Origin of the sequence: Flavobacterium sp. DSR3-2 (assembly GCF_049896525.1) — a bacterium.
In the GTDB taxonomy this organism is placed as follows: domain Bacteria; phylum Bacteroidota; class Bacteroidia; order Flavobacteriales; family Flavobacteriaceae; genus Flavobacterium.
On the sequence record NZ_JAFCUM010000005.1, the window covers coordinates 58144 to 83873 of the forward strand.

At 33.9% G+C, this 25730-nt stretch carries 22 protein-coding genes; 12 read left to right on the forward strand and 10 right to left on the reverse strand.

The annotated features are described in order from the left end of the window. Window positions 1-41: 41 nt before the first annotated feature. From ACP7AV_RS08340 to ACP7AV_RS08370, 7 genes are all read right to left on the reverse strand, one after another. The gene (locus tag ACP7AV_RS08340) at window positions 42-923 is read right to left on the reverse strand and encodes a DMT family transporter (protein ID WP_426091555.1); all 882 of its coding nucleotides are present in this window, start codon (window positions 921-923) and stop codon (window positions 42-44) included. Then, a complete protein-coding gene (nudK, locus tag ACP7AV_RS08345) occupies window positions 923-1504 on the reverse strand; it encodes a GDP-mannose pyrophosphatase NudK (protein ID WP_426091556.1) in 582 nt (193 codons plus the stop codon). The genes ACP7AV_RS08340 and nudK overlap by 1 nt, the downstream gene beginning before the upstream one ends. A 60-nt stretch (window positions 1505-1564) precedes the next feature. Next, window positions 1565-2836 (reverse strand): adenylosuccinate synthase, encoded by a 1272-nt coding sequence (locus ACP7AV_RS08350; RefSeq protein ID WP_426091557.1) that lies wholly within the window; start codon window positions 2834-2836, stop codon window positions 1565-1567. Window positions 2837-2867: 31 nt separating this feature from the next. Further along, window positions 2868-3350: a Fur family transcriptional regulator gene (locus ACP7AV_RS08355; protein ID WP_426064337.1), complete on the reverse strand. Its 483-nt coding sequence runs from the start codon at window positions 3348-3350 to the stop codon at window positions 2868-2870. A gap of 116 nt (window positions 3351-3466) precedes the next feature. Then, window positions 3467-5689 (reverse strand): RelA/SpoT family protein, encoded by a 2223-nt coding sequence (locus ACP7AV_RS08360; protein WP_426091558.1) that lies wholly within the window; start codon window positions 5687-5689, stop codon window positions 3467-3469. A gap of 99 nt (window positions 5690-5788) precedes the next feature. Then, window positions 5789-7336, reverse strand: coding sequence for a serine hydrolase (locus ACP7AV_RS08365; protein WP_426091559.1), 1548 nt, complete (start codon window positions 7334-7336; stop codon window positions 5789-5791). 90 nt (window positions 7337-7426) lie between these two features. Next, complete coding sequence (locus ACP7AV_RS08370) at window positions 7427-8212, reverse strand: TrmH family RNA methyltransferase (protein WP_426091560.1); 786 nt, start codon at window positions 8210-8212, stop codon at window positions 7427-7429. A gap of 162 nt (window positions 8213-8374) precedes the next feature. On the opposite strand from ACP7AV_RS08370, the gene ACP7AV_RS08375 reads away from it, so the two are divergent. The 5 genes from ACP7AV_RS08375 to ACP7AV_RS08395 are packed head-to-tail and all read left to right on the forward strand — an operon-like array spanning window position 8375 to window position 13328. Further along, entirely contained in the window at window positions 8375-8977 is a 603-nt protein-coding gene (locus ACP7AV_RS08375) for a trimeric intracellular cation channel family protein (protein ID WP_426064333.1), read from the forward strand. A gap of 35 nt (window positions 8978-9012) precedes the next feature. Then, window positions 9013-9963 (forward strand): FemAB family protein, encoded by a 951-nt coding sequence (locus ACP7AV_RS08380; protein WP_426091561.1) that lies wholly within the window; start codon window positions 9013-9015, stop codon window positions 9961-9963. Beyond that, window positions 9960-11090 carry a DegT/DnrJ/EryC1/StrS family aminotransferase gene (locus tag ACP7AV_RS08385; RefSeq protein ID WP_426091562.1) on the forward strand — a complete coding sequence of 377 codons (1131 nt, stop codon included), beginning with the start codon at window positions 9960-9962 and terminating at the stop codon, window positions 11088-11090. Before ACP7AV_RS08380 ends, ACP7AV_RS08385 begins: the two co-directional genes overlap by 4 nt. A 2-nt stretch (window positions 11091-11092) precedes the next feature. Then, window positions 11093-12580 carry an oligosaccharide flippase family protein gene (locus ACP7AV_RS08390; protein WP_426091563.1) on the forward strand — a complete coding sequence of 496 codons (1488 nt, stop codon included), beginning with the start codon at window positions 11093-11095 and terminating at the stop codon, window positions 12578-12580. Continuing rightward, a complete protein-coding gene (locus tag ACP7AV_RS08395) occupies window positions 12573-13328 on the forward strand; it encodes an acyltransferase (RefSeq protein ID WP_426091564.1) in 756 nt (251 codons plus the stop codon). Before ACP7AV_RS08390 ends, ACP7AV_RS08395 begins: the two co-directional genes overlap by 8 nt. Here ACP7AV_RS08395 and ACP7AV_RS08400 read toward each other — a convergent pair. Then, window positions 13325-14227, reverse strand: coding sequence for a glycosyltransferase family 2 protein (locus ACP7AV_RS08400; protein ID WP_426091565.1), 903 nt, complete (start codon window positions 14225-14227; stop codon window positions 13325-13327). The two genes, ACP7AV_RS08395 and ACP7AV_RS08400, sit on opposite strands and share 4 nt — an antisense overlap. Window positions 14228-14273: 46 nt before the next feature. Here ACP7AV_RS08400 and ACP7AV_RS08405 point away from each other — a divergent pair, with 46 nt between their 5' ends. The 3 genes from ACP7AV_RS08405 to ACP7AV_RS08415 are packed head-to-tail and all read left to right on the forward strand — an operon-like array spanning window position 14274 to window position 16877. Continuing rightward, window positions 14274-15380 (forward strand): glycosyltransferase, encoded by a 1107-nt coding sequence (locus ACP7AV_RS08405; RefSeq protein WP_426091566.1) that lies wholly within the window; start codon window positions 14274-14276, stop codon window positions 15378-15380. Between the two features lie 4 nt (window positions 15381-15384). Next, on the forward strand, window positions 15385-15789 hold the full coding sequence (locus ACP7AV_RS08410) for a sugar 3,4-ketoisomerase (protein WP_426091567.1): 405 nt from the start codon (window positions 15385-15387) through the stop codon (window positions 15787-15789). Continuing rightward, window positions 15786-16877 (forward strand): glycosyltransferase family 4 protein, encoded by a 1092-nt coding sequence (locus ACP7AV_RS08415; RefSeq protein ID WP_426091568.1) that lies wholly within the window; start codon window positions 15786-15788, stop codon window positions 16875-16877. The genes ACP7AV_RS08410 and ACP7AV_RS08415 overlap by 4 nt, the downstream gene beginning before the upstream one ends. Here the strand turns inward: ACP7AV_RS08415 and ACP7AV_RS08420 are convergent. Continuing rightward, a complete protein-coding gene (locus tag ACP7AV_RS08420) occupies window positions 16874-17764 on the reverse strand; it encodes a glycosyltransferase family 2 protein (protein WP_426091569.1) in 891 nt (296 codons plus the stop codon). The two genes, ACP7AV_RS08415 and ACP7AV_RS08420, sit on opposite strands and share 4 nt — an antisense overlap. After that, window positions 17764-18450, reverse strand: a complete 687-nt coding sequence (locus ACP7AV_RS08425) for a cell division ATP-binding protein FtsE (protein ID WP_426091570.1) — start codon at window positions 18448-18450, stop codon at window positions 17764-17766. Before ACP7AV_RS08425 ends, ACP7AV_RS08420 begins: the two co-directional genes overlap by 1 nt. 244 nt (window positions 18451-18694) lie before the next feature. Between ACP7AV_RS08425 and ACP7AV_RS08430 the strand changes: the two genes are divergently transcribed. The 4 genes from ACP7AV_RS08430 (at window position 18695) to ACP7AV_RS08445 (ending at window position 25684) form a co-directional block, all read left to right on the forward strand. Next, window positions 18695-21709 (forward strand): tetratricopeptide repeat protein, encoded by a 3015-nt coding sequence (locus ACP7AV_RS08430; protein WP_426091571.1) that lies wholly within the window; start codon window positions 18695-18697, stop codon window positions 21707-21709. An 81-nt stretch (window positions 21710-21790) separates the two neighbouring features. Then, entirely contained in the window at window positions 21791-22654 is an 864-nt protein-coding gene (locus ACP7AV_RS08435) for a PhzF family phenazine biosynthesis protein (protein ID WP_426091572.1), read from the forward strand. Window positions 22655-22759: 105 nt separating this feature from the next. Next, window positions 22760-24520, forward strand: coding sequence for a TonB-dependent receptor (locus tag ACP7AV_RS08440; RefSeq protein WP_426091652.1), 1761 nt, complete (start codon window positions 22760-22762; stop codon window positions 24518-24520). A 132-nt stretch (window positions 24521-24652) separates the two neighbouring features. Continuing rightward, the gene (locus ACP7AV_RS08445; RefSeq protein WP_426091573.1) at window positions 24653-25684 is read left to right on the forward strand and encodes a carboxypeptidase-like regulatory domain-containing protein; all 1032 of its coding nucleotides are present in this window, start codon (window positions 24653-24655) and stop codon (window positions 25682-25684) included. Window positions 25685-25730 lie beyond the last annotated feature (46 nt).

Sequence of the window (25730 nt, forward strand, 5' to 3'; positions counted from 1 at the left end):
TGAAATCAGAAATTAGTTCAGTAATAAAAAAGAGTGAATCATTACTTCTTATTGGAAATAAATAACCCTGAAATAATGATTGCCATACTGATAATTTGCGTCGGTAAAATCGCTTGATTTAAAAAAAAATACGCCAAGATCCCGCTAAATACCGGAATCAAATAGTAAATTAAAGCTGTTTTTGATGTTCCAATTAATCGAATGGCTTCGTTCCATAAATAATAAGAAATTAGTGAAGCGCAGATACCTACATAAGCAGTTACCAATACAGTTTTAGTGTCGAAAATTACTTTTTGATAATAGATGTGTTCATACATATAAAAAGGGAGCAGCACAATCGTACCAATAAAAAATACACTAAACAAAAATACTTTAGTCGTTAATTCCTCTGGTTTTTGTCGGACTAATATCGTGTAGTAGGCAAAAAAAAAGCAAGCCACAAGCATCAATAAATCCCCAATGGTGAAGTTGATGTGGAGTATTGCTTGCAATGAACCTTTGGAAATCAGTATTAGAACCCCAGTGATTATGGTTGCAATTCCCACTATTTTTATATTGGACACTTTCTCTTTAAAAATAATTCTGGAGAGTACCACAATAAATAACGGAATTGAAATGGCAATTAATGATAAATTGACTGCGCTTGTTGTTTTTCCTGCAAAGTAAATTAGCGTATTGAAAATTGTAATGCCTAAAACAGCGGTAATACAAAGATACCAAATATGTTTTTTTACAATTTTGAAACTTTTAATAGTACTTTTTATGGCAAATGGAGCCAAAACAATATAAGCAAGTGTCCATCTCCAAAAAGCCAATCCAACAGGAGGAATATGACCTTTTAAGCCACTGGCAATTACCATATTTACTGACCAAAGCATGGTCGCGAATAAGGCAAATAAAACTCCTTTCGTTGTATTGTTCATTAAACCAAATTATGAATTTTTGCATATTGTAATAACATAATCGTCTTTGCGTCCTGCATTTGGCCGGATTCAATCATAGAATAGGCTTTGTCAAATGCCATTTCCATCACATCTATATTTTCTTCTTCATGTTCTACTCCACCACCGTCACTTACTTTCATGGATTCGTCGTATTCGCCCACAAATAAATACAAGATTTCAGTAACGGCACCGGGAGACATGTAGGTTTCCATTACTTTTTTGACTTTAGAAATGCGGTATCCTGTTTCTTCTTCTGTTTCGCGAATGATGCATTGCTCGGGATTGTCCTGGTCCAGAAGTCCGGCACAAACCTCAATCATCATTCCGGTTTCATTTCCGTTAAGGTACGTTGGTAAGCGAAACTGTCTCGTTAGAATAACTGTCTTTTGTTTTGTGTTATAAAGCAAAATAGCAGCGCCATTTCCTCTATCATAGACTTCTCTTTTTTGGGTTATCCAAGAGTCGTCTTTTTTTTGATAATCAAAAGTAACTTTGTTTAAGATGTACCAATTGTCGGAGAGCAATTCGGTTTTTTGTATTTTGATAGCTGGATTTTTCATTCGCTTGTATTGGGTTTTAAACTAAAAAAAACGCTCTGAATTTTCAGAGCGTTTATAATCTTATTTTAATATAGTTTGCTTTCTGTCTGGACCTACAGAAACTATTTTGATTGGAACTTCCACTTCTTTTTCAATAAATGCAATATAATCTTTCAACTCTACAGGCAATTCATCATAAGTTGTCATGCCTGTCAAATCTTGTTTCCATCCTTTGAAATCCTGATAAACTGGAGTTACATTTTCTGGCTCGATATTATAAGGAAAATGAGAAATGTTCTCTCCTTTGTAATTATATTCGGTACATACTTTCAACGTTTCAAATCCAGAAAGAACATCGCCTTTCATCATCATTAATTGCGTTACACCATTGACTTGAACAGCATATTTAAGCGCTACTAAGTCTAACCAGCCACAACGTCTTTGTCTTCCGGTTACTGATCCAAATTCGTTTCCTACACTTGCCATTGTAGCGCCATCTTCGTCAAAAAGTTCTGTTGGGAACGGGCCACTTCCTACGCGTGTTACATACGCTTTAAAAATTCCGTATACTTCTTTGATTTTATTTGGAGCAATTCCTAAGCCGGTACAAGCACCAGCAGCAGTCGTGTTAGAGGATGTTACAAATGGATAAGTTCCAAAATCAACGTCTAATAATGAACCTTGCGCGCCTTCACATAATATTGATTTACCAGCTTTTTGAGCTTGGTGTAAATATTCTTCGCTGTCGATAAAATCTAATTTTTTTAGTTCTTCTATAGCTTCAAAAAATTCTTTTTCCAATTCCTCCAAATTATATTGGATAGCAACATCGTAAAATTTGATCATTGCTTCATGCTTATCAGCCAAAGCTCTGTAACGATCTGCAAAATCTTCTAATTCAATATCACCCACACGGATTCCGTTTCTTCCGGTTTTGTCCATGTATGTTGGACCAATTCCTTTTAAAGTAGAACCAATTTTTGCTTTCCCTTTTGAAGCCTCAGAAGCGGCATCTAATAAACGGTGTGTTGGTAAAATTAAATGCGCTTTTCTTGAAATGATTAATTTGTTCTTGATGTCTAAATTAAATTTCTCAAGACCTTCGATTTCTTTTTGAAAAACTACAGGATCAATTACAACTCCGTTTCCAATGATGTTTATAGCAGTTTTATGAAAAATACCGGAAGGAATAGTTCTAAGAACATGTTTTATTCCATCAAATTCTAAAGTATGTCCTGCGTTTGGACCTCCTTGAAAACGAGCAATAATATCGTAATTTGAAGTTAGAACATCAACAATTTTTCCTTTTCCTTCATCTCCCCATTGTAATCCTAGTAATAAATCTACCGTCATTCTGAATGTTATTTGTAGTTAGTTTTTATGTTTACAGACGATCTTTTTCGTCCAAGTTGTTTTTTTGTTTTTTGATTCCATAGAGATACAACGAGTGGTTGGTGATTTCTATATCGAATATTTCTTCGATTGTTTTTTTTATACTTTGAATTCTAGGATCACAAAACTCAATTACTTCACCAGTATCAGTCATTATTATATGATCGTGCTGCTTGTCAAAATATGATTTTTCGTAATGAGCCTGATTTTGTCCAAATTGGTGTTTGCGCACCAAAGCACAGTCCAATAATAATTCAATAGTATTGTAAAGAGTTGCTCTACTCACACGATAGTTTTTGTTTTTCATTTTAATGTAAAGATTCTCTACATCAAAATGTTCTTCGCTGTCGTAAATTTCCTGAAGGATAGCATAGCGTTCAGGAGTCTTTCTATGTCCTTTTTTTTCAAGATACATTGTAAAAACATTTTTTACAATTTCTTGGTTTTTGGTGTTATCTGTGGAAATGAGTGTCATATCTGGCAAAGATAAATTTTTTAGTTTAAAGTTTAAAGTTTCCGGTTTGTTTAGTTTCAAGTTTATTCGGATTCAAGTTGGAGAACCTATTTCAAACAGAGAAACTTGAAACTTTTCTAAGTTTTATAAACTCTGGTAACCTTATCAATTCCGTCAATTTTTTTGATATTATTAATCATTTTTTTCAAAATGGTATTGTTTTGAACGATCACGGCTACCTGACCATGAAAAATTCCTGCATCGGTACTCAAAGAAATACTTTGAATATTTACATGCATGTTATTCGAAATCACTTTTGTCAATTGGTTGGTAAGCCCTAAAACATCCATACCGGTAATGTTTATGATGGCTTTGAACTCTTCTTGAGAAGAATCAATCCATTTTGCTGACATGATTCGATACGCGTAATTTGACTGCATGCCAATGGCGTTTGGACAATCTTTCTTGTGCACTTTTATACCTTCATTAATAGTTACAAAACCAAAAACGTCATCACCCGGAATTGGGTTGCAGCACGGCGATAGTTTATAATCGAGTTTGTCATGTTCTTTACCAAAAACAAGCATGTCATAACTGCTGCTTATAATTGGTTTGTGAATGTCATCATCAGAAGTGGTACTTGGCGAGCGTTTCATTTTATTTTTAAAAAAATTAATGAAAGTATTGCTCTTTTGCGCAGCGTAATCTTTGAGTTGCTGGTTTTCGATAGCGCCAATTCCCACTCTGTAAAATAAATCTAAGCTTGTTTTTAATTTGAAAAAGTTGACTAATTCGTTAATCACTTGTTCACTCAACGTTATTTTTAGATGCTTTAATTTTCGAGTCAACAGTTCTTTTCCTTCTTCACCAATTTTTTTGGTATTTTCATTCAGAACGTTTTTTATCTTCGTTTTCGCTCTCGAAGTCGTTACGTAATCCAGCCAGTTGACGGTGGGTTTTTGATGTTGAGAAGTAATAATTTCTATTTGATCGCCACTTTTTAACACGAAATTCAAAGGAACTAATTTTCCATTGACACGCGTTCCTCTAGTTCGAATTCCGATTTCGGAGTGAATGCTAAACGCAAAATCTAGCGAAGTGGCGCCTTTAGGCAATGATTTTATTTCTCCTTTTGGCGTAAAAACAAAGATTTCTTTGGAATATAAATTCATTTTGAAATCTTCTACAAAATCTACCGCATTTGTTTCAGAATTTTCTAGAGCTTCTTTTAATAAATTTAACCAAACATCCAAACCACTTTCTTCGGTACCTCCGTTTTTGTATTTGTAATGTGCGGCATATCCTTTCTCAGCAATTTCATCCATACGTTCGCTTCGAACCTGTACTTCAACCCATCGACCTTTTGGTCCCATAACGGTAATGTGCAAGGCTTCGTAACCGGTTGATTTTGGTGATGAAATCCAGTCGCGCAATCGGCTTGGACTTGGTCTGTAATGATCCGTAACGATTGAATATATTTTCCACGCAACAAATTTTTCTTCATGTGGATTTGATTTGTATACAATACGCAACGCAAATTTATCGTATACTTCATCAAAACTCACGTTTTGCGCCTGCATCTTTCTACGAATAGAATAGATCGATTTTGGGCGTCCTTTTATAATGTAATCAACTCCTTCAGCGTCTAATGAACTTTTCAATACATCCGAAATGTCTTTTATATAAGCATCCTGTTCCTCTTTAGTTTCTTTTATTTTGCTGACAATTTCATTGTATACTGCAGGTTCCGTATATTTCAAACCTAAGTCTTCCAGTTTGGTTTTAATGTTGTACAAGCCCAGTCGATGCGCCAATGGAGCGTAAATGTATAAGGTTTCCGATGCAATTTTTGTCTGCTTGTCTTCCTGCATTGAATCCATAGTTTGCATGTTGTGCAACCGATCGGCGAGTTTAATGAGGATAACGCGAACATCATCATTCAGGGTCAATATCATTTTACGAAAATTCTCCGCTTGCATGGACACATTCAAATCTCTTTGCACCATCGATATTTTTGTTAATCCTTCAACGATTTGAGCCACTTTGGGATTAAACAAACGTTCGATATCCTGAACTGTAGTTGGCGTATCCTCTACAACATCGTGCAGTAAAGCAGCAGCAATGGATGTAGCACCCAAACCTATTTCAGAAGCGACAATTTTTGCCACAGCAATCGGATGGAAAATATAAGCTTCACCGGATTTTCGTCGTTGTTCTTTGTGTGCTTCCACAGAAACATCAAATGCTTTTCGGATGAGTTTTTTATCATCATCACTTAATGTTTGGTAGCTTATACGAAGTAATTCTTTGTATTCTTGAGCAATTGCTTTATTTTCTTTTTCTATATCAATTTCTATCATAACGGCATGGTTCAATTCCTAAAAATAGAAATTAATTGGGAGATGTGCAAGTAAAAAAGGGCTTCGGTGTGTAAATAACAAAATTGACATTCAACATGATTATTGCACTTTACTAAAATCCAAGTCTTGAAAATCATAACTGAAATCAGTTAGCTCAGAAATGGGTTTCATGGTTAATCTTACTGCTTTTCCAGTGGCATCACATTCAAAAAACAAATGAGCATCCGCATGGAAATACGCATTGTCCCATTTGACAACATAATTAGTGTCCTTATAGAAAAAAACTTCGCCAGTAAGTTGTGGAGAGCGTTTCGAAGCAAAATACAATCGTCCTTTTCTCTCTGAAAGTACTACTTCACCAAACCAATTGTCTTGGTATGTTCCTGTATAGCTTTTAAAATCAATTTTGATTTTGTCTTTTTTATTCTTGGCTACGGTTGCCCAAACTTCATCAGTTACTTTGTCAGCAGAGGCTTCGTTTTCTTTTAGACTAGTACTGTAATTAGTCACATAATCCTCGGATTGAATTCCTAAATAACTGTCTTTTATAGTATTGGTAATTGCTCTGAATGCAGCACCTGATTGCTGATTGGTCAATACAATAATCCCCAGATTCAGTTCCGGTAAAAGCGTGACTTGCGTAACAATTCCCTCTAAACCGCCAGTGTGCGTCACTTGTTTGTATCCTTTTACATCACTCAGGAACCAGCCCAGTCCATACCCACTGAAATGAGTGTTGTAAGGAGGTCTTGTGGTTGCAGGAATTATGGTTTGTAATTGCCACATTTCGGCATGTTCTTTTTTAGAAAATAATTGCTTATTATCTGCACCATATTTCCCGTTGTTCATTTGCATAATGGTCCATTTACTCAAATCATTTACACTGGAGTAAATGCCGGCGGCCGCATCAAAAAGTTGGTTTTGATAGCGTTTGATTACTTTTAGTTTTCCGTCAATAGGAACGTGAGGTGCAATGATGTTTGTTGTGTCTTTTAAACGTAAAAAAGAAGCCACACTATGCTCCATTTTTAAGGGTTTCATCATGCGCTCTTCCACAAAATCACACCAGCTCAAACCGCTCGCTACGCGAATGACTTCTCCGGCAACTATATACAGTAAATTGTCATAATCGTATTGTGTTCTAAATGCCGAAACCGGTTTTAAATACTGTAAATTCTGGATGATATCTTGTGCCGTAAAGTTACTTCCGTCAGGCCAAATCATCAAATCTCCAGCGCCAAGTCCGAGTCCACTGCGATGCGTCAATAAATCCCGAATGGTAAATTCATTCGTTACATACTCATTATACATCTTGAAATTAGGAAGATATTTGATGACTTTGTCGTCCCATTTTACTTTTCCTTCATCTACTAACATTGCCAAAGCGGCGCTTGTAAAGGCTTTACTATTGGATGCAATTCCAAAAAGCGTATTTGCATCCACTTTTTCATTCGTTAAAATTGATTTTACACCGTATCCTTTGGCGTGAATAATCTTTCCGTCTTTGACTATCGCCACTGCAATTCCGGGAACATTAAATGTTTTTAAAGTACGGTTAACTAGTTCATCCACTTGAGTCGAATTGATTTGTGCGAATGAAAGAGTGCTTGAAATCAATGCTATTGCAACGAATAATTTATTTTTCATATTATCTATAGTATTTAATAAAATGGTAAATTTTTAATATTTTTTGTTTTTAAATCTGCAATCTAAAATCGTTAATCTTCAATCAAACAATTAGAACCCTCTTTGTCTTTTGGCTTCAAAAATTAAGATGGCTGCGGCAACCGAAACATTCATAGAATCAATTTGGCCTTGCATTGGGATAATAATGTTTTGGGTCGCTTCTTTTCGCCATTCTTCAGTCAATCCAGTAGCTTCCGTTCCCACGACTAATGCCGTTGGAGTCGTGTAATCCAGAGTATGATACGAAGTCGAATTTTGTAAAGTCGCACAATAAAAATTAATGTTTCTTTCTTTTAAAAAAGCAATAATTTCAGATGTTGTTCCAGTAGCAATTTGATTGGTGAACAAACAGCCCACGCTGGAACGCACAATATTTGGATTGTACAAATCACTTTTTAGATTGGCAATAATCACTGCATCAAGATTAGCAGCATCTGCAGTTCGCAATAAAGCGCCAATATTTCCTGGTTTTTCAGGTGCTTCGGCAATAAGAATTAGAGGGTTTTCGGATAATTTCAAATCGGATAATTGCATCGATTTGGTTTTGGCTACAGCCAGAATTCCTTCGGTAGTATCTCTGTAAGCCAGTTTTTGATAGACTTCTTTGTTGATTTCAATTAATTCTGCATTTTCTGATAATTCTTTAGCGTCAGTTTCCGAACAAATTTCAGGGAGAAACAATAGCGTTTCCATTTCGTAGCCACCTTTTACAGCAATCGAAATTTCGCGTTTTCCTTCCATTAAAAAAGTACCGGATTGTTTGCGTGCTTTTGATTTTTCCTGCAATTGCACTAAGGATTTTATGTATGGATTTTGTATCGAAGTGATTTGTTTCAAGACGTTCAACTATTTAATTAATAGCTACAAAGATACATAGAGAAAATCCAGTTTTCTAATCCGATTCGAATATTTTTCTGGAAGCAACATATTGATTAATAGAAGGTATTTCTAGCTCTTTTCACGAGTATTTTCGTTATTTTTGTCAAAATTGCAATTCTAATGTTTCACTTACTTGACATCATCGGTACGATGGCTTTTGCCATGTCAGGCGCATTGACCGCCATGAATAAAAAACTGGATCCTTTTGGGGTTTTTATTATCGCATTTGTAACTGCGGTTGGGGGCGGAACCCTCCGAGACATTATGATTGGCAGAACGCCAGTAGGATGGATGCTTGACTTAAAATATGTTTATGTAATCATTATTGGGTTTGTTTTGGCAATACTTTTCAGAAAAAAATTCGACAAATTACGAACTTCTTTGTTTTTATTTGACACGATTGGATTAGGTGTTTTTACTTTAATTGGTCTTGAAAAAGGAATTAATATTGGGCTTCATCCAGTTGTTTGTATTGCCCTAGGGACCATGACGGCCTGTTTTGGGGGTGTGATTCGTGATATTTTGTGCACCGAAATTCCGGTTATTTTCAGAAGAGAAATTTATGCCACGATTTGTATTTTGGGCGGGATTGTTTTTTTCCTGCTTCGAAAATTGAATTTAGATAATGATATTTTATACTTAACGACTTCAATTGTTATTATTTCGGTTCGTTTTATGGCCGTAAAATTCAAATGGTATTTGCCCACTTTAGAACATAAATAAAAATTGATTACTTTCACAAAGTCTAAAATTTAACAGTGAAAAATTATTCTGTCAGACCATATCGGGAAAGTGATTATGCAAACTGGAATGCCTTTATTGGTCAGGCCAAAAATGCTACTTTTTTATTTCACCGAGATTTTATGGAATACCACAAAGATCGATTCAAGGATTTTTCGTTACTGGTTTTTGAGAATAAAAAACTGGTTGCTGTTTTGCCTGCAAATAGAGTTGGGGCAATAGTTTATTCCCATCAAGGCTTGACGTATGGCGGACTGGTTTATTCCACGAAATTAAACGGAGAAAAAGTAGAAAATATTTTGAATTCTCTTATGTCTTTTTTTAAAGAAAATGAGGTGCAATCGTTCTATTTTAAACCTATTCCTTTATTTTATACATTAAAAGGTAACGCTGAAATGGATTTTTTTATGCTGAAAAAAGGAGCTTTTTTAGATAAAAAAGAAATGAATTTGGGCATCAATTTGTCCTTGCCTTTGACAATTTCGAAAAGTAAATTGAAGCATTTTAGAAAAATTGAAGAACTCGATTTAGAGCTGGTGGAAGAACAGCAATTGGAATTGTTTTGGAAATTGGTTTTAGAGCCAAGGTTGTTGGAAAAATATGACGCAAAACCAGTACATACACTAAAAGAAATTACAGCACTGAAAGAAAAATTCCCGAAAAATATCAAACAGTTTTCAGTGTATTTTGAAGATGTTATTATTGCCGGTGTAACAATTTTAGAGACGGAAACCGTTGTGAAATCGCAATATGGAGCCACCACTAAAAAAGGGGAGGAATTACGCGCGTTGGATTTTTTATTCATTAATTTGATCCAAAAATACAAGAGCGAAGGCAAACTTTTTTTTGATATGGGAATCGTAAATGAAGACAATGAAAAAGGGTATCATGCCGGACTTTTAAAACAAAAAGAAGAATTGGGTTGCTCGGTTTATAGTCAGGATTTTTATAAAATGAATCTAATATGATACCATTTCTTGACTTAAAAAAAATAAATGAACCGTATGAAGCCGCTTTTCAGGAAAAATTGAAAGCAGTTCTAAATAATGGTTGGTATATTTTAGGGAATGAAGTTAAGGAATTCGAAATCAATTTTGCTAGCTATTGCGGCACAAAGTACTGTGTAGGTGTGGGAAATGGTTTTGATGCTTTAATGTTGATTTTCAAAGGATATATTCAGTTGGGAAAATTACAAAAAGGCGACGAAGTCATAGTTCCTGCCAACACTTATATTGCGAGTATTCTATCTATTTTACAAGCTGATTTAATTCCTGTTTTGGTCGAGCCAAAGTTAGAAACCTACAACATCAATCCCAATTTAATTGCTGAAAAGATTACCTCAAAAACCAAGGCGATTCTGGTCGTTCATTTGTATGGACAATTGGCAGAAATGGATGCAATACATGAAATTGCTTTTGCAAATGATTTGCTGGTTGTTGAAGATGCGGCTCAGGCTCACGGCGCAATCAGAAATCAAGAATCAGCACCCCAGACCGCAGGTCGGACTGACGAAGTAATCAAAAATCAAAAATCAAGCGTAGCGTATAGTTTTTATCCAGGGAAAAATTTGGGCGCATTAGGCGATGGTGGCGCGGTTACAACAAATGATTCCGAATTAGCCAAAACCATTCAGTCACTGAGAAATTATGGTTCGGAAACCAAATATTACAATGATTATGTTGGTATAAATTCAAGGTTAGATGAACTGCAAGCGGCTTTCTTAAATGTGAAATTACCGTTTTTAGATATTGAAAATGAAAAGCGGAGAATAATTGCTAAACGTTACTTATCTGAAATTAAAAATGATAAAATAATTTTACCTTTTTGGAATTTATCTAAAAACCATGTTTTTCATTTGTTTGTCATTCGAACACAAAACAGAATAAATTTACAAGAATATTTACATCAGAATAGTATTCAAACGGTCATACATTATCCCATTCCGCCGCACAATCAAAAAGCGTTATCAGCGTGGAATCATTTGACTTTTCCTGTTTCCCAAAAAATCCATGATGAAGTATTGAGTTTGCCCATAAGCCCAGTTTTGACAATGGATGAGGTAGATTTTATTATTACGGTTTTAAATCAATATTAATAGTGTCTGATTCTAAAACTTCATATCATCAAATTGTAAAAACGACTTCGCTTTTTGGTGGTGTTCAGTTTCTAACAATTATTATTGCTGTAATCAGAACCAAATTAATCGCTGTTTTTATAGGTCCTGCAGGTATGGGGATCATTGCTTTGTTGAATTCTGCAATTGGAGTCATTAGCGGTTTATCGGGATTAGGACTAGAAACAAGTGGAATTAAACACATTTCAGCAGATTACAAAAATGAAAATTTAAATACAGTTTCGGCTACGGTTTCAGTGGTTAAAATTGTAGCGTTATTGACGGGTATTCTGGGAACATTATTAACTATGATTTTTTCTAGTTGGTTGAGCATAATTACCTTTGGGAATTCAGACCAAATGTATGCGTTTGTTTTTTTGTCCATTACGTTGCTGTTTAAGCAATTGACAACAGGAGAATTAGCTGTTTTGCAAGGATTGAGGAAAATGAGGTTTTTGGCGAAAGCGAATCTATATGGAAATATATTCGGATTGCTATTATCTATTCCGCTGTATTATTTTTATGGAATCGACGCGATTGTTCCAACGATAATTGTTACTTCTCTATCCGCTTTATTATATTCCTTTTATTATTCCGGAAAAGTGGAAATTGAGAGAAAAAGTATAACAAAAATTCAATTGATGACTGACGCAAAGCGTATCTTTACCCTTGGATTTATGCTGACATTAAGTAGTTCGTTGACTTTGCTGACGACATATTTAATCCAAATTTATGTCGGAAAAGTGGGGAATTTAGAACAAGTGGGATTTTATAATGCGGGTTTTATTTTGTTGAATTCGTATGTAGGCGTAATCTTCACGGTAATGAGTACCGATTATTTTCCAAGATTAGCTTCCATAAGTGATCAAAATGAAAAAGTCAGAACGAGTGTTATTCAGCAATCGTTCATTTCAATATTGATTATAACGCCGGTAATAATTCTGTTTTTAACGTTGATTCCGCTTATTGTGAAAATAGTGTTTACACCACAATTTGCCGCCATTATTCCGATGGTTTGTTTTGGAATATTGGCTATGTTATTCAGAGCGGTTTCCTGGTCGATGGGCTATATTTTAATTGCCAAAGGAGATTCTAATATGTTTCTGAAAACGGCCGTTGGTTTCAATGCGATATCGTTACTTTTAAATGTTTTAGGCTATTATTTTTATGGATTGGAAGGGCTGGGTTTTAGTTTTTTAGTGTATTATATGATTCACTTTTTTGGTTTGAAAATAATTACCTTTAAAAGATATAATTTCTTTTTTGACAGTGATTTTTATAAAATATATTTAATCTGCATCCTGATGTGTATGGCAACATTTTTGTTTCGATACATTCCGAATCCAATTTTAAAATACTGTTTAATGTCAGTAATGGTAGTACTTTCCATTGCTTTTGTTGTATTTCAAATGAATAAAAAGATGGAGCTAAAAGGACTGTTCAACGCTGTAATAAAGAGAAAGAATGATTGAAATTTTAAAACATAATTACAGAAAAGCAAAGTCAAGTTATCAAAAACTTAAAATTTATTATTCCATAAATTGGACAAAAACGCTATATTTTAATTTCAAAAAATTCCCTTTTAATGTTGCAAAACAGCTTCCGGTATTTTTTTATGGGAAGGTAAAATTCACGTCAATAGCGGGAAAAATAGAAATTGAAGGAGCTATTAAAAAAGGAATGATTGGTTTTGGACAACCGTATGAAATGAATACCCTTCACAAAGGAATTGCCGAAATTAATGTTTTGGGAACGCTCGTTTTTAAGGGTCACGTACAATTTGGAAAAGATTATTTTATTTACATTGGCGAAAATGGATATTGTGAATTCGGCCACATGGCTTCATTAGCTTCCAATGCAAAATTGATTTGTATCGAGCGAATTGTATTGGGGAATTATGCCCGTTTTGGTGCGGAATCTCAAATTATGGATACTAATTTTCATCAGATGATGGATACCCAAACCGGCGAAAAGTTTAAAATGACGATGCCCGTCCTAATTGGGAATTACAATTATGCATCCAGCAGAGTGACTGTACTTCAGGGTACTAATACGACTAATTTTTGTACGATAGCTTCAAATAGTTTGTGCAATGCTGATTATACTTCTTTTGGTTCTAACATTTTAATTGGAGGTATTCCAGCAAAATTAATTAGTACACATATTTCCAGAGATTGGGAAGGAGAGAAAGCAGCGTTAGATAATTATATGATGGTTTAGATTATATTCAGGAAACGTAATCTCAGCTTAATCTCAAGCAAAATATACTTTAATAATAAGGTGTAGTTTGTAGTTTTATTGTTCAAAATGATTTCGAAATGAATGCGTTTTAACAACGCTTTATCCTCATTTTTTGTTCTGTTCAGTCTCATAACCTTTTTTATAATCAAATAAGTAGATTGATTTATTTTTCTGGCTCTAGCATCATTTTTCATAAAAAAATGAGTTCCTAAAGAATTTTGGACTGTCCTTTTTCGGATTAAAATTTCATCAATAAAATCAAAATCGTAAATCTGGGAAGCGCGAATCCATAAATCCAAATCCTCATACTCAAGCGTTTCATCGTAACCATTTAAATGATCAAATGCGGATTTTTTTACCATTGATGAAACCGAACACATGCAGTCGCCACCAGAAAGTACCGAGTAATAAATGTCACCCGTTGCACGCTGTTTTATTACTTTTTTATAACGGTCTACGGGAAAATAATAAGAATTAAATATTCCTTTTTCAGAAATTAATTCCGCATTTCCATAAACTACTCCGAGATTTTTATAGATTGTATTTTTGAAAGCATTTATTTGTGAAGTTACACAATTAAATAATAAAATATCATCTGCAGCCAAGTCAATGATAAATTCGCCTTTGGCTTTTTTTAAGGCCTTATTAAACGATTTGGTGCTTCCTAAATTAATTTCATTCGCAATGAATTGGATTTTTGGAAAATCAAGCAGCCAATTTTCGATTGCTGCTTTTGAATTATCTGAGCTGCAATCATCAACAATAATGAGTTCTACAGCAGCATAATTCTGATTGACAACTGAAAATAAACTCTCCAAGACGTATTCTTCCTGATTGTAACATAAGCAAATAATGGTAACCAATGGATTGTCTTGCATATTTTTTTAAAAGAGTTATATTTGATACGAAAATAAGAAATCGTTAATGATATTGCCCAACAAAAAAATTAAAATTGCTTTAATTGGTTATCGATTAAGTCGTGGCGGTGCCGAAAAGGTCATGGCGATTTTGTCTCAATTTTTCGAAAAACAAGGGTTAGAGGTTCATACTATTGTTGTTCTCGACGAAATTTCGTATTCCTATTCAGGAAAATTGGTCAATTTAGGCAAGATGAAAAATGCGTCCAAGGGACTTCTTAATAAATGGAATCGGTTCACTTTTCTGAAAACATACCTTGACGAAAATCAATTCGATTTCATTATCGATTTCCGATTTCGGACAAAACCTATTCAAGAGGTATTGATCGCAAAATGGCTTTATAAAACGAATACCATTTTCACAGTTCACAGTTTTTTGATAGATCATTACATGCCAAATTGGTCTTTTCTCAGTCGTTTTATGTACGGAGATTGTTATAGATTAGTCAATGTTTCGGACGAATCCAAAGCACTGATCGAGAAAAAACACCAGCTGAAAAATGTTGTCCGAATTTATAATCCAATCGATATTGAGGTAATTGCAGTAGAGAGCCAAGAGGAGAATGAAATTCCGTATGATTATATTATTGGCGTAGGCCAAATGGAAACAAACATCAAACAATTTGATAAATTTATTGAAGCGTATTCCAAATCAGTTCTGCCACAAAACAATATTCATTTGGTTTTTTTGGGTGATGGTGAACAAAAAAAAATGCTGCAAAACTTGGTTAAGGAAAGAAAAATTGAAGACAAAGTGCATTTCTTAGGGCATCAGGACAATCCATTTAAGTATTTGAAAAACGCTAAATTTTTCGTGTTAAGCAGTTTGAATGAAGGTTTGCCCAATGTAATTTTGGAATCGCTGGCTTGTGAAACTCCTGTAATTGCGTTTGATTGCTCATCAGGACCAAAAGAAATGATTCAGCATAGAGAAAATGGATTACTGGTCGAAAATCAGAATGTTGAAAAACTTTCTGAAGCAATGAATTTATTTATTGAAGACGAAAATTTATATCGATATTGCAAACAGAATGCGTTGCAAAGTGTGCAATCTTTTTCTGTTTCAGCTATTGGAAAACAATGGCTGGATTTAATGAAAATCAGTTTAAAATAGAATTATGACAACTCTTGACGCCATACAGCTCCTAAAAATCCCCGTTGTAGAAGATACGCGAGGAAATTTAGCCTTCATTCAAAAGGATTTTTTGCCATTTGAGTTCAAGCGTGTGTATTATCTTTTTGATGTGCCAAGCAACGCTTATAGAGGCGGACATTCACATATCCTTCAACAAGAACTTTTAATTGCTTTGAGTGGAAGTTTTGAGGTTGTTCTTCAGGATGGTGCTGTAAAAAAGTCATTTGTATTGAATAAGCCAAATGTTGGATTACTGATTCCAACAGGGATTTGGAGAGAATTGCAAAATTTTTCCTCGGGAGCCGTTTGTTTAGTGTTGGCATCGGATACCTTTGAAGAAGCCGATTATATTCGGGATTTTGGTGCATTTTTGGAGTCAAAAAAATGAAGCTTCTCTACATTGTTCCCAACATAAATAACGAAGGCGGAGTTGCCAGAGTGCTTTCGGTAAAAACGAATTATCTAATAGAAAAATCAGGATATGAAGTACATATTTTAACTCAAAATGAAGGCTTTTCTCCTTTGTTTTATTCTTTTAATTCTACTATTTTTTATCACGATTTGCTATTAAATGGTAGCTTTTTTCAGTTTATTAATTCTTTTTCAAAAGGGTTAAAAAGTAAAATTAAAACCATTCAACCGGATGTTATCATTGTTTGTGACAACGGTTTAAAAGCCTATTTAGTTCCTTTTATTTTAAACACAAACACGCCGATTATTTTTGAGTGCCACAGTTCTAAATATATTGAGGAAAAAGAACCAACAAAATATTTTGTTTCGACAAAAATTAAAATACTTTTCAAAAAATTAGCTGCTAAAAGGTTTACCAAGTTTGTTGCCTTATCAAAGGAGAGTTTGAAAGAATGGAATGTGAAAAATGGTGTTGTAATTCCTAATCCATTATGGTTTGAACCAACTACTTCTTCTGATTTAAAATCTAAGAAAGTAATTGCTGTTGGACGTCATTCTTATGAAAAAGGATTGGACAGAATGTTACAAATTTGGCAAAAAGTGATTCAAAAACATTCCGATTGGACACTTGAAATTTATGGAAAATCGACTGAAAACAACAATTTAAGATTGTTGGCTGAAGATTTAAATATTTTGAATAATGTTATTTTTTATGAACCGGTTCAGAATATTAACGAAAAATATTTAGACGCTTCATTTTATTTAATGACGTCTCGGTTTGAAGGTTTTGGAATGGTCTTAATTGAGGCGATGGCTTCTGGATTGCCCTGTATAGCCTACGATTGTCCGTGCGGACCAAGAGCAATAATTTCTCAAAACGAAGACGGCTTTTTGATCGAAAATGGCAATGAGTCAGATTATATAAAAGCGATTGAGACTTTAATAGAAAATGCGGCATTAAGAAGAGAAATGGGAAAAAATGCAAAATTAGCCAGTGAAAAATACCATATCGATGCTATTATGGAAACTTGGAACCAATTATTTATTGGAATCAAAAAGAATTAATTTTTCTGATTTATTGAGCATAAATAACCCACTCGAAACCAATTGAAAAGAACTAAATTAGGATTGTTTCCAGTCAAATTTTGTACTAGATATTTTTCAAAAAGGGTATGAATTTTTGAAATACTAAAAGAGGATTTTGTTCTTTTTAAAAAGTGATACAATTGTAATAATCGCACAAACTCAATAGTGATTTTATTCTCTTTATATAACAAAATCAAATTTTCTAAAGACTCTTTGGTTTTATTCAGATAAACTAAATTAGTATCAATATCGCCATGTTCAACTGGATTTTCAATATGATTTATCTTCACTTGTAATAAACTCAATTGATACGAAAGTAGGGTGTCATCATGACCGTATTTTTTTGTGTCTTTATCAAATTTTACTTTTTTGAAACAGTCTTTTTTAATGATGGTATTATTAAAAAGCACCGATTGATACGGTTTTTTCTTTCGGTTTTCAGAAGATTTGTCCTCAATAAATCTTCCGTATTTCCAACGTAGTTTTTGGTTGTCGGAAGGGCATTTTTCAGGATGCAACCTGCCGCCATAAACAATATCAAAATCTTGGAGATTATCAATATATTTTTTTATGTAATGCTCATGAATAATTATTGAGTCCCCGTCTATAAAAAGCAAATAATCAAATTTTGCTTGCTCAGCGAGGGAGTTTCTGTTTTCACGATGTGCTAGATTTTCTTTTAAGGAGACAAAACTGCAATTTGGTAATGCATTTACATGCTCATTAAATGCATTCAAACTTGATTGTGAAGCGTCGTCTTGGCACAAAATTTCAAACGTTATTCCGCAATCTAAACATTGTTTGTATAACTCCGAAACCAGCGGATAAACATTGTAATTATAAACCGGAATTAGTAACGAAAGCATTACGCTGTTCGCTGCTGAATCACTTCAAAAATTTTGGAGTCTTCACATTTTAATGTTTTCGAAGGGAATTTCATTAACAGTGCATAATCGTGTGTTGCCATAATAATGGTTTTTCCATTGGCATTGATTTTTTTCAGGACTTCCAATACTTCGGCACTTGTTTGTGGATCTAAGTTTCCTGTTGGTTCATCCGCAAGGATTAATTCAGGATCGTTCAGCAAAGCGCGAGCGATGGCTACACGTTGTTGTTCTCCTCCAGAAAGTTGATGGGGCATTTTTTTGCCAAAATCTTTCATTCCCACTTTATTCAAAACTTCGTCGATCTTATTTTGCATTTCTACGTTCTCGGTCCAGCCAGTTGCTTTCAGAACAAACAACATATTTTCGTTTACCGTACGGTCCGGAAGTAATTTGAAATCCTGAAAAACGATTCCAATCTTTCTTCTTAAAAACGGAATGTCATCTTCCTTTAAGGTGGCTAAATCAAAATCTACTATGTGACCTTCTCCGTCAGTTAAAGGTAAATCACCATATAAAGTTTTCATTAAGCTACTTTTTCCGGAGCCTGTTTTTCCAATGATGTATAGGAATTCACCATGTTTTACCTCCAAGTTTACCTCTGTTAAAATAGTTTTTTCTTCTTGATAAATAGTTACATTTTTTAAAGACAGTACGGATTGTGACATAATTTGCATTTGTTTATTGGGTAAAAGTAAGAAGATAACGCTTCCATTCAAAATAAATTCTATTCTATTAGGTAGAATTTAAAAAATTACAAACATTACGAAAAACTGGCGCGGCTTGATTTGATTAATCATACGCAGTGTCGCTTTAATTGCAAACTGTGAAAAAAAATCATAATAAAAGCCAAAACGGATTCGTTATAGAGTTCAGAATACAATACATTTGAATTATTAAAATAAAATCGCAATGCAAAAACTTTCCTGGGGCTATTTTTTATCCTTTTTTATTATAACGGCCAGTATTTCGGCACAAAAATCAACTATTTATACTCACGATTCTAAAGATTTTAATAAAGCGGTTTCTTTATTCAAAGATGAGCAATATGCATCGGCGCAACTTATTTTTAATAAGGTGAAGGAAACTGCAGCTACTGAAGAATTGAAATCAGATTGTGCCTATTATGCCGCTAATTGCGCCATTCGAACCAATCAGTCCAATGCGGATGAATTGATGGAGCAATTTGTTTCAGATTATCCTACGAGCGTAAAGCAAAATCAGGCGTATATTGAGGTGGCACATTATCATTTTAACCAAGGAAATTATCCGCAAGCGTTACAATGGTTTGATAAAGTAGACGAAAGCAGTTTAAGCAGAAAAGACCAAGATAAATTCAATTTCCAGAAAGGTTATAGTTTTTTTAATGCCAAAAAGAAAAAGGAAGCTACAGTATATTTGAATAAGGTCGTTAATTCTGCCGAATATGGTTCTCAAGCCAAATATTATTTGGGATTTATGGCCTATGAAGGAGATGATTACAAGCAGGCAACGAAGTATTTTGACGAAGTTTCGGGCGAGGAGAAGTACAAAGAAAAGCTTTCCTATTATCAGGCAGATATGAATTTTAAGCTGGGGAATTTCCAAAAAGCAATTGATTTGGGGCAGAAAGCAATGGCTAAATCAACTCCTTTGGAAAAATCAGAACTAAATAAAATCATTGGTGAAAGTTATTTTAATTTAAAAAAATACGATACTTCAATTCCATATTTAGTAGATTATAAAGGAAAAAAAGGGAAATGGAGTAATACTGATTTTTACCAATTGGGTTATGCGTATTACAAACAAAAAGATTTCGAAAATGCGATTTCGCAGTTCAATAAAATCATTGGAGGGAAAGATTTAGTAGCACAAAATGCTTATTATCACTTGGGAGAAAGTTACCTGAATACTGATAAAAAGCAACAAGCCTTGAACGCATTCAAAAATGCATCGGAAATGAGTTTTGATGCAGCCATTCAAGAAGACGCCAGTTTGAATTATTCTAAGTTAAGTTATGAATTAGGGAATTCGTATCAAAGCGTTCCTTCGGTTCTGCAGGCTTTTTTGAAAAAATATCCAGATAATGCAAGCCGTTCTGAGGTGGAGAAATTATTGATAGATTCTTATATTTCTTCTAAAAACTACAAAGAAGCTTTAGTTTTATTGGAAAAAAATAAAGCGCCAGAAAATAAATTAGCGTACCAAAAAGTGCTTTTTTATAGAGGTTTAGAATTACACACTGATGGAAATTATCCGGAAGCAATGAAGATGTTCACGAAATCCATGAGCGAACAAAAAGATGCTGTTTTTACTGCCCGAGCTACTTTCTGGAAAGGAGAGTCTGAATATGTTTTAAATGATTTCAAAGAGGCGTTATTGAGTTTCAAGCAATTCATTGGTTCAAATCAAGCCGCAACAACACCGGAATTTAAAAACAGTAATTACAATATTGCGTACACGTATTTTAAATTGAAAGAATACGATCAAGCAGGTGATTATTTCCAAAAACAAATAGAAAAAGCGCCTGGTGATAAAGTGCGTTTGAATGATTCGTATTTGCGTTTGGCGGATTGCCGTTTTGTGACTTCAAAATACGGTCCCGCAATGGAGGCATATACTAAGGTAATCGAATCTAAAAGTGTAGATGCGGATTATGCGTATTTCCAAAAAGCAATTTCCTATGGATTTATGGCTAAAAACGATAAGAAAATTGATGAGATAAATGCTTTTTTACAATTTTATCCAAAATCAGAATACAGGGACGATGCGCTTTTTGAATTGGCAAATACCTATGTTGCTGAGAATAAAAATGAACTTGCTGTAAAAACATACGACCGATTAAATACGGAATTTAAAAAAGGATCTTTCACTTCCAGATCTATTTTGCGTCAGGGATTGGTTTATTATAACACTGATAAAGACGAGCAGGCATTGTTGAAATTTAAAAAAGTTGCGGCTGATTTTCCTAGAACTCCGGAAGCTTTGGAAGCGGTTGCGACTGCTAGATTAATTTATGTCGACAATGGTAGAGTAGATGAATATGCAACTTGGGTTCGAACATTGGATTTTGTTGCGGTAACGGATGCAGAATTGGACAATGACACTTATGAAGCCGCTGAAAAACAATTTCAACAAAATAATGTTAAACAGGCAATTGCAGGATTTAGCGGTTATGTAAGCCAATTTCCTCGCGGGATTCATACTTTGAAAGCTAATTATTACCTCGCGCAATTGTATTATGCTGACGGGTCAGAAAGCAAATCGACACCTAATTATGAATATGTAGTTGCACAATCCAGAAGTGAATTTACTGAACAATCGTTGTCAAGATTGGCTCAAATATTCCTTAAAAACAAAGAGGATCAAAAAGCAATTCTGATTTTGACTCGTTTAGAAAATGAAGCAGATACTTCTCAGAACAAAACATTTGCACAATCGAACTTGATGAAATTGTATTATGATAAAAAAGATTATCCGAATTCAGTTATTTATGCCGAGAAGGTTTTGATGAATTCAAAAACAGATGATAATGTAAAAAGTGATGCACAAATTATCATTGCACGTGCGGCAATTGAAACGGGTGATGAAGCGAAGGCGAAAGTTGCTTATGCAAAATTAATGACGATTGCCAAAGGAGAATTAGCAGCTGAAGCATTGTATTATGATGCTTATTTTAAAAATAAAGACGAAAAATTTGAAGCTTCCAATACTGCAGTTCAAAAATTAGCGAAGAATTATTCCAGTTATAAATATTTTGGAGCCAAAGGATTAGTATTGATGGCGAAAAACTTTTACGGACTGAAAGACAGTTATCAGGCAACCTATATTTTAGAAAATGTAATTCAAAATTTTACTGATTTTCCAGATGTCGTTTCAGATGCACAAAGAGAATTGAACGCTATAAAGGCGGAAGAATCTAAAACAAATTCATCGATTACAAAGTAAGAAATCAAGGTTTAGAAGTTGGAAAACAACTTAAATCAAGCGTAAATTTTTAAATAATCGAAAGCCAAAAAAACAAATTGAATGAGTCTATCTTTTTATATCGTTGATGTTTTTGCAGAAAAAAAATATGCGGGGAACCAACTCGCAGTTTTTTCAGGTGCCGATTTGTTAACTGACAAACAGATGCAGGAAATTGCGCGAGAAATAAACTTTGCGGAAAGCACTTTTATAACCGAGCTTGATGCTGAAAACAATTCGGCAACCATCAAAATTTTTACTCCAGAGCACGAAATGAAGTTCGCCGGTCACCCAATTATTGGAACTTCATGGGTTTTGATGAATAAGATTTTTGAGCAGCAACCAGAAAAGATTTCATTATCGGTTCCAATTGGTGAAATTCCAGTGTATCAATCGGAAGATTTGGTTTGGCTGCAGGCTGCACAACCGGAATTTTTGGATATTTTTTCAGCAGATGATTTTGAATCGTTTAGCAATTTAAGCAATAGTGACCTCGATGCCAAATTTCCCATTCAGGAGGTGACTACAGGAAGCGCTTTTGTAATTGTTCCTGTCAAAAATATAAAAGCATTGGAGAATTTGATTTTGGATAAGGATAAAATGAACGACTGGTTGGATGCACACTGCAAAACCAATCACAGAGCGTTGTATTTTTATTGTTTAGAAGATGCAAAACTCAGTAGCAGAATGCTGTGTATTGAAAACAATCAACTTATTGAAGATGCGGCAACGGGAAGTGCAAGCACTTGTTTACAGGCTTTTCTTTTAAAATATGATGCGCCACAAATCCAAATTATCAATCACCAGGGTGATTTTATAAGAAGACCGTCCCAGATTTATTTTGATGGGAAATTAACGAATAATCATTTTGAGATAAAAATTGGTGGCAAAACGCAATTTATTGCAAAAGGCGAATGGGAGGTATAAATTGAAGATTAGAAAGGACGAATTACAAATTAAGAAGTAAAAAAATAAAACATGACATTTAAAGATAAAAAAATAACATCATTTATTAATAAGATAGAAACATTGATGGCAACCTGCCCTTCGGGGAGAGTTGCGGTTGGGATTTTGTTTCTTTTGCTTTCTCAATTTTCGTTTGCACAAAAGAAAGAGCAAATAGGCACCGAAACAGTAAATGTTGTGAAACCGTATACGCCAAAAATTTCGGATGCTTTCAAGGTCAAAGAAATTCCGGAACTGGATGAGGAAGGAAATGCCAAAAAAGAAATTATAAAGTATTCCATTTTTTCTTTTCCGGTAGCTTCAACGTTTACCCCATCAAAAGGAAAAGCAGAAGGAGTAGAGAAAGAAAAACAAGCGCATTTATTTAAAAATTATGCCACTTTTGGTGTTGGGAATTACGGAACTTTTATTGGCGAATTATTCGTAAATCATGATCTTAATACTACGGATTATGTTGGCGGTATGTTTCGTCATCATTCGTCAGAAGGCGGAATCAAAAATGTAGCGTTAGAAGATCGTTTTTACGATACGGCTCTGAACTTGATGTACGGTTCAAATCAAAAAGACGTGTCATGGAATTTGGATTTAGGGTACCAAAACCAAATTTATAACTGGTATGGATTGCCTTCAGAATTTGGGAGTACTTTATCAGCTCAGGATCAAGTGATGTTGATTAATGCAATTGATCCGCAGCAAACATACAGAACTATATCGTTAGGCGGAAATGTAGCTTTTAACGAAAGTATTTTAAACAAAACAAGTCTTAAATACAACCATTTTTCGGATGCTTCCGGATCTTCTGAAAATCGATTTTATGCAAAGCCTACAATTGAATTTGACGTAATGGAAAGTGCTGTGAAAACGGATTTAATTGTAGATTATGTAGGAGGTAATTTCAAGAAAAATTATTTAAATACTAATACGGAAGCCATGAAATACGGCTTTACAAATTTCGGAATCTCACCAAGCTTTGTGATGCAGGAGAACGACTGGACGCTAAATATTGGTGCTGCATTTATATATAGCATGGACAATCAAAACAGCAGTAATTCCTTTTATATTTATCCAAAATTCAATGCTTCGTATAAAGTAGTTGGCGATTTGATGATTTTTTATGCTGGCGCCGAAGGGAACTTAAAACAAAATTCATATCAGGATTTTGTAGACGAAAATCCTTTTTTATCCCCTACATTAAGTATTACACCAACAGATCAGCAGTATGATGTTTTTGCCGGATTAAAAGGGAAATTGACTAATAATGTAAGTTATAATGTTAAAGCTTCGTACGTCAACGAAAGAAATAAAGCATTATTTAGAAGCAATGATTATAATGAAAATGCGGGTAATGAAGATTATGCGTTTGGAAATTCCTTTCAAGTGGTGTATGACGATATGAAAACATTGAGTTTTTACGGAGAATTAAAAGCCGATTTTTCTAAAAATGTGTCTTTTGGAATCAACGGAACTTTCCGTAGTTTTACGAATGATTTTCAGCAAGAAGCCTGGAACTTGCCGGCGATTAAAATAAATTCAAATCTTGATTTTAATATAACTGAAAAATGGTTTGCTGGTGCAAATGTGTTTTACGTTGGCGAGCGAAAAGATTTTCAGATAAATACTGATTTTGTATATGTAGTTCAGCCGGGTCCTTTTACTTTAAAATCGTATTTTGATGTCAATGCAAATGTTGGTTTCAAATACAGTGACCGATTGACTGCTTTTGCAAGAGCCAATAATATCACTAATAATGCCTACCAAAAATGGTTAAATTATCCAGTTCAAGGTTTTCAAGTGATTTTAGGCGTGAACTATAAATTTGATTTTTAATTTTTTACTTAACTACGAAGTAGACACAAAATCACAGAAACCGTAATAAAAAAAACTTGGAGAACATCGTAGTTTCTATGAGTACCTTTCGGTGATTTTTTGGTGAAGAATATTGATTTAATTTTTTGTAATATGAAAAAAATATTATTAATTTTTATTTTCTTGTTTTCATTAAATACCTTTTGTCAAACCATAGAAGGAACCGTTTTTGACGAAAACAAAATGCCAATGGTAGGAGCGTCGGTTTATTTGGATGGAACCACAATAGCTACTTTGACCAATGAAAATGGGAAATATTTTTTGAGTGTGAAGAGTAAAATTAATACCTCATTGATTATCCGGTCTATGGGTTATGAAACAGTAGGTATTGCCAACCCTTTTGAAAATAACAACAGAAAAATTTATTTAGTCGCGAAGCAAGTCGAACTTGATGAGGTTGTCATAAGAAAAGATTATTTTACAAGGAGCCAAAAAATGCAATTGTTTAGAGATCAGTTTTTAGGAACTACAAAGGCTGGAAAATCATGTAAAATTAATAATGAAGAGGATATTGAATTTGAATATGATTATAAAACAAATACTTTATTTGCGAAATCAGATAAGCCATTAAAAATTGATAATCCATATTTAGGTTATCAAATTGAATTCGATTTGTATGAATTTTATGTTAAATTTCGTAAAAAGAGTATAAAAAATGAAGACGTAACTAAAAGCTTATTTTTGGGAACAACATTATTTAATGAGATAAATAAAGAATCTAAAATAAAAAAAATCAGGGATAATGTATACAATGGCTCTTCGATGCATCTCTTTAAAAATCTTTCGGAAAATCGTTGGGGTAAAGATCTTTTTTTATTGTTCAAAGGAGGTTTTCAGGATATTCCAGAAAATTATTTTACAATTTCCAATGAAGGAAAGTTAAAGAAGATCAGTATTGCTTCGAATATTAAATATGAAGGCCTTTTAGCTGGCTCTAAACCTAGATTTTATGCCGATTTTAATTTTCTTTACAAGAAAACGAAACAATCAAAAGTGATTTTCTTAACAAATGTTTTTTATGTAGATGAGTATGGAAACAATTCAGATGCTGATAAGATTGAGTTTGGGGGAGATTTAGCGACGAGAAAATTGGGAGATATGTTACCAATGAATTATGTCCCTTAAATTTTTATTTTAAAAACAAACTACAAATAATTCTAGAATAACCACC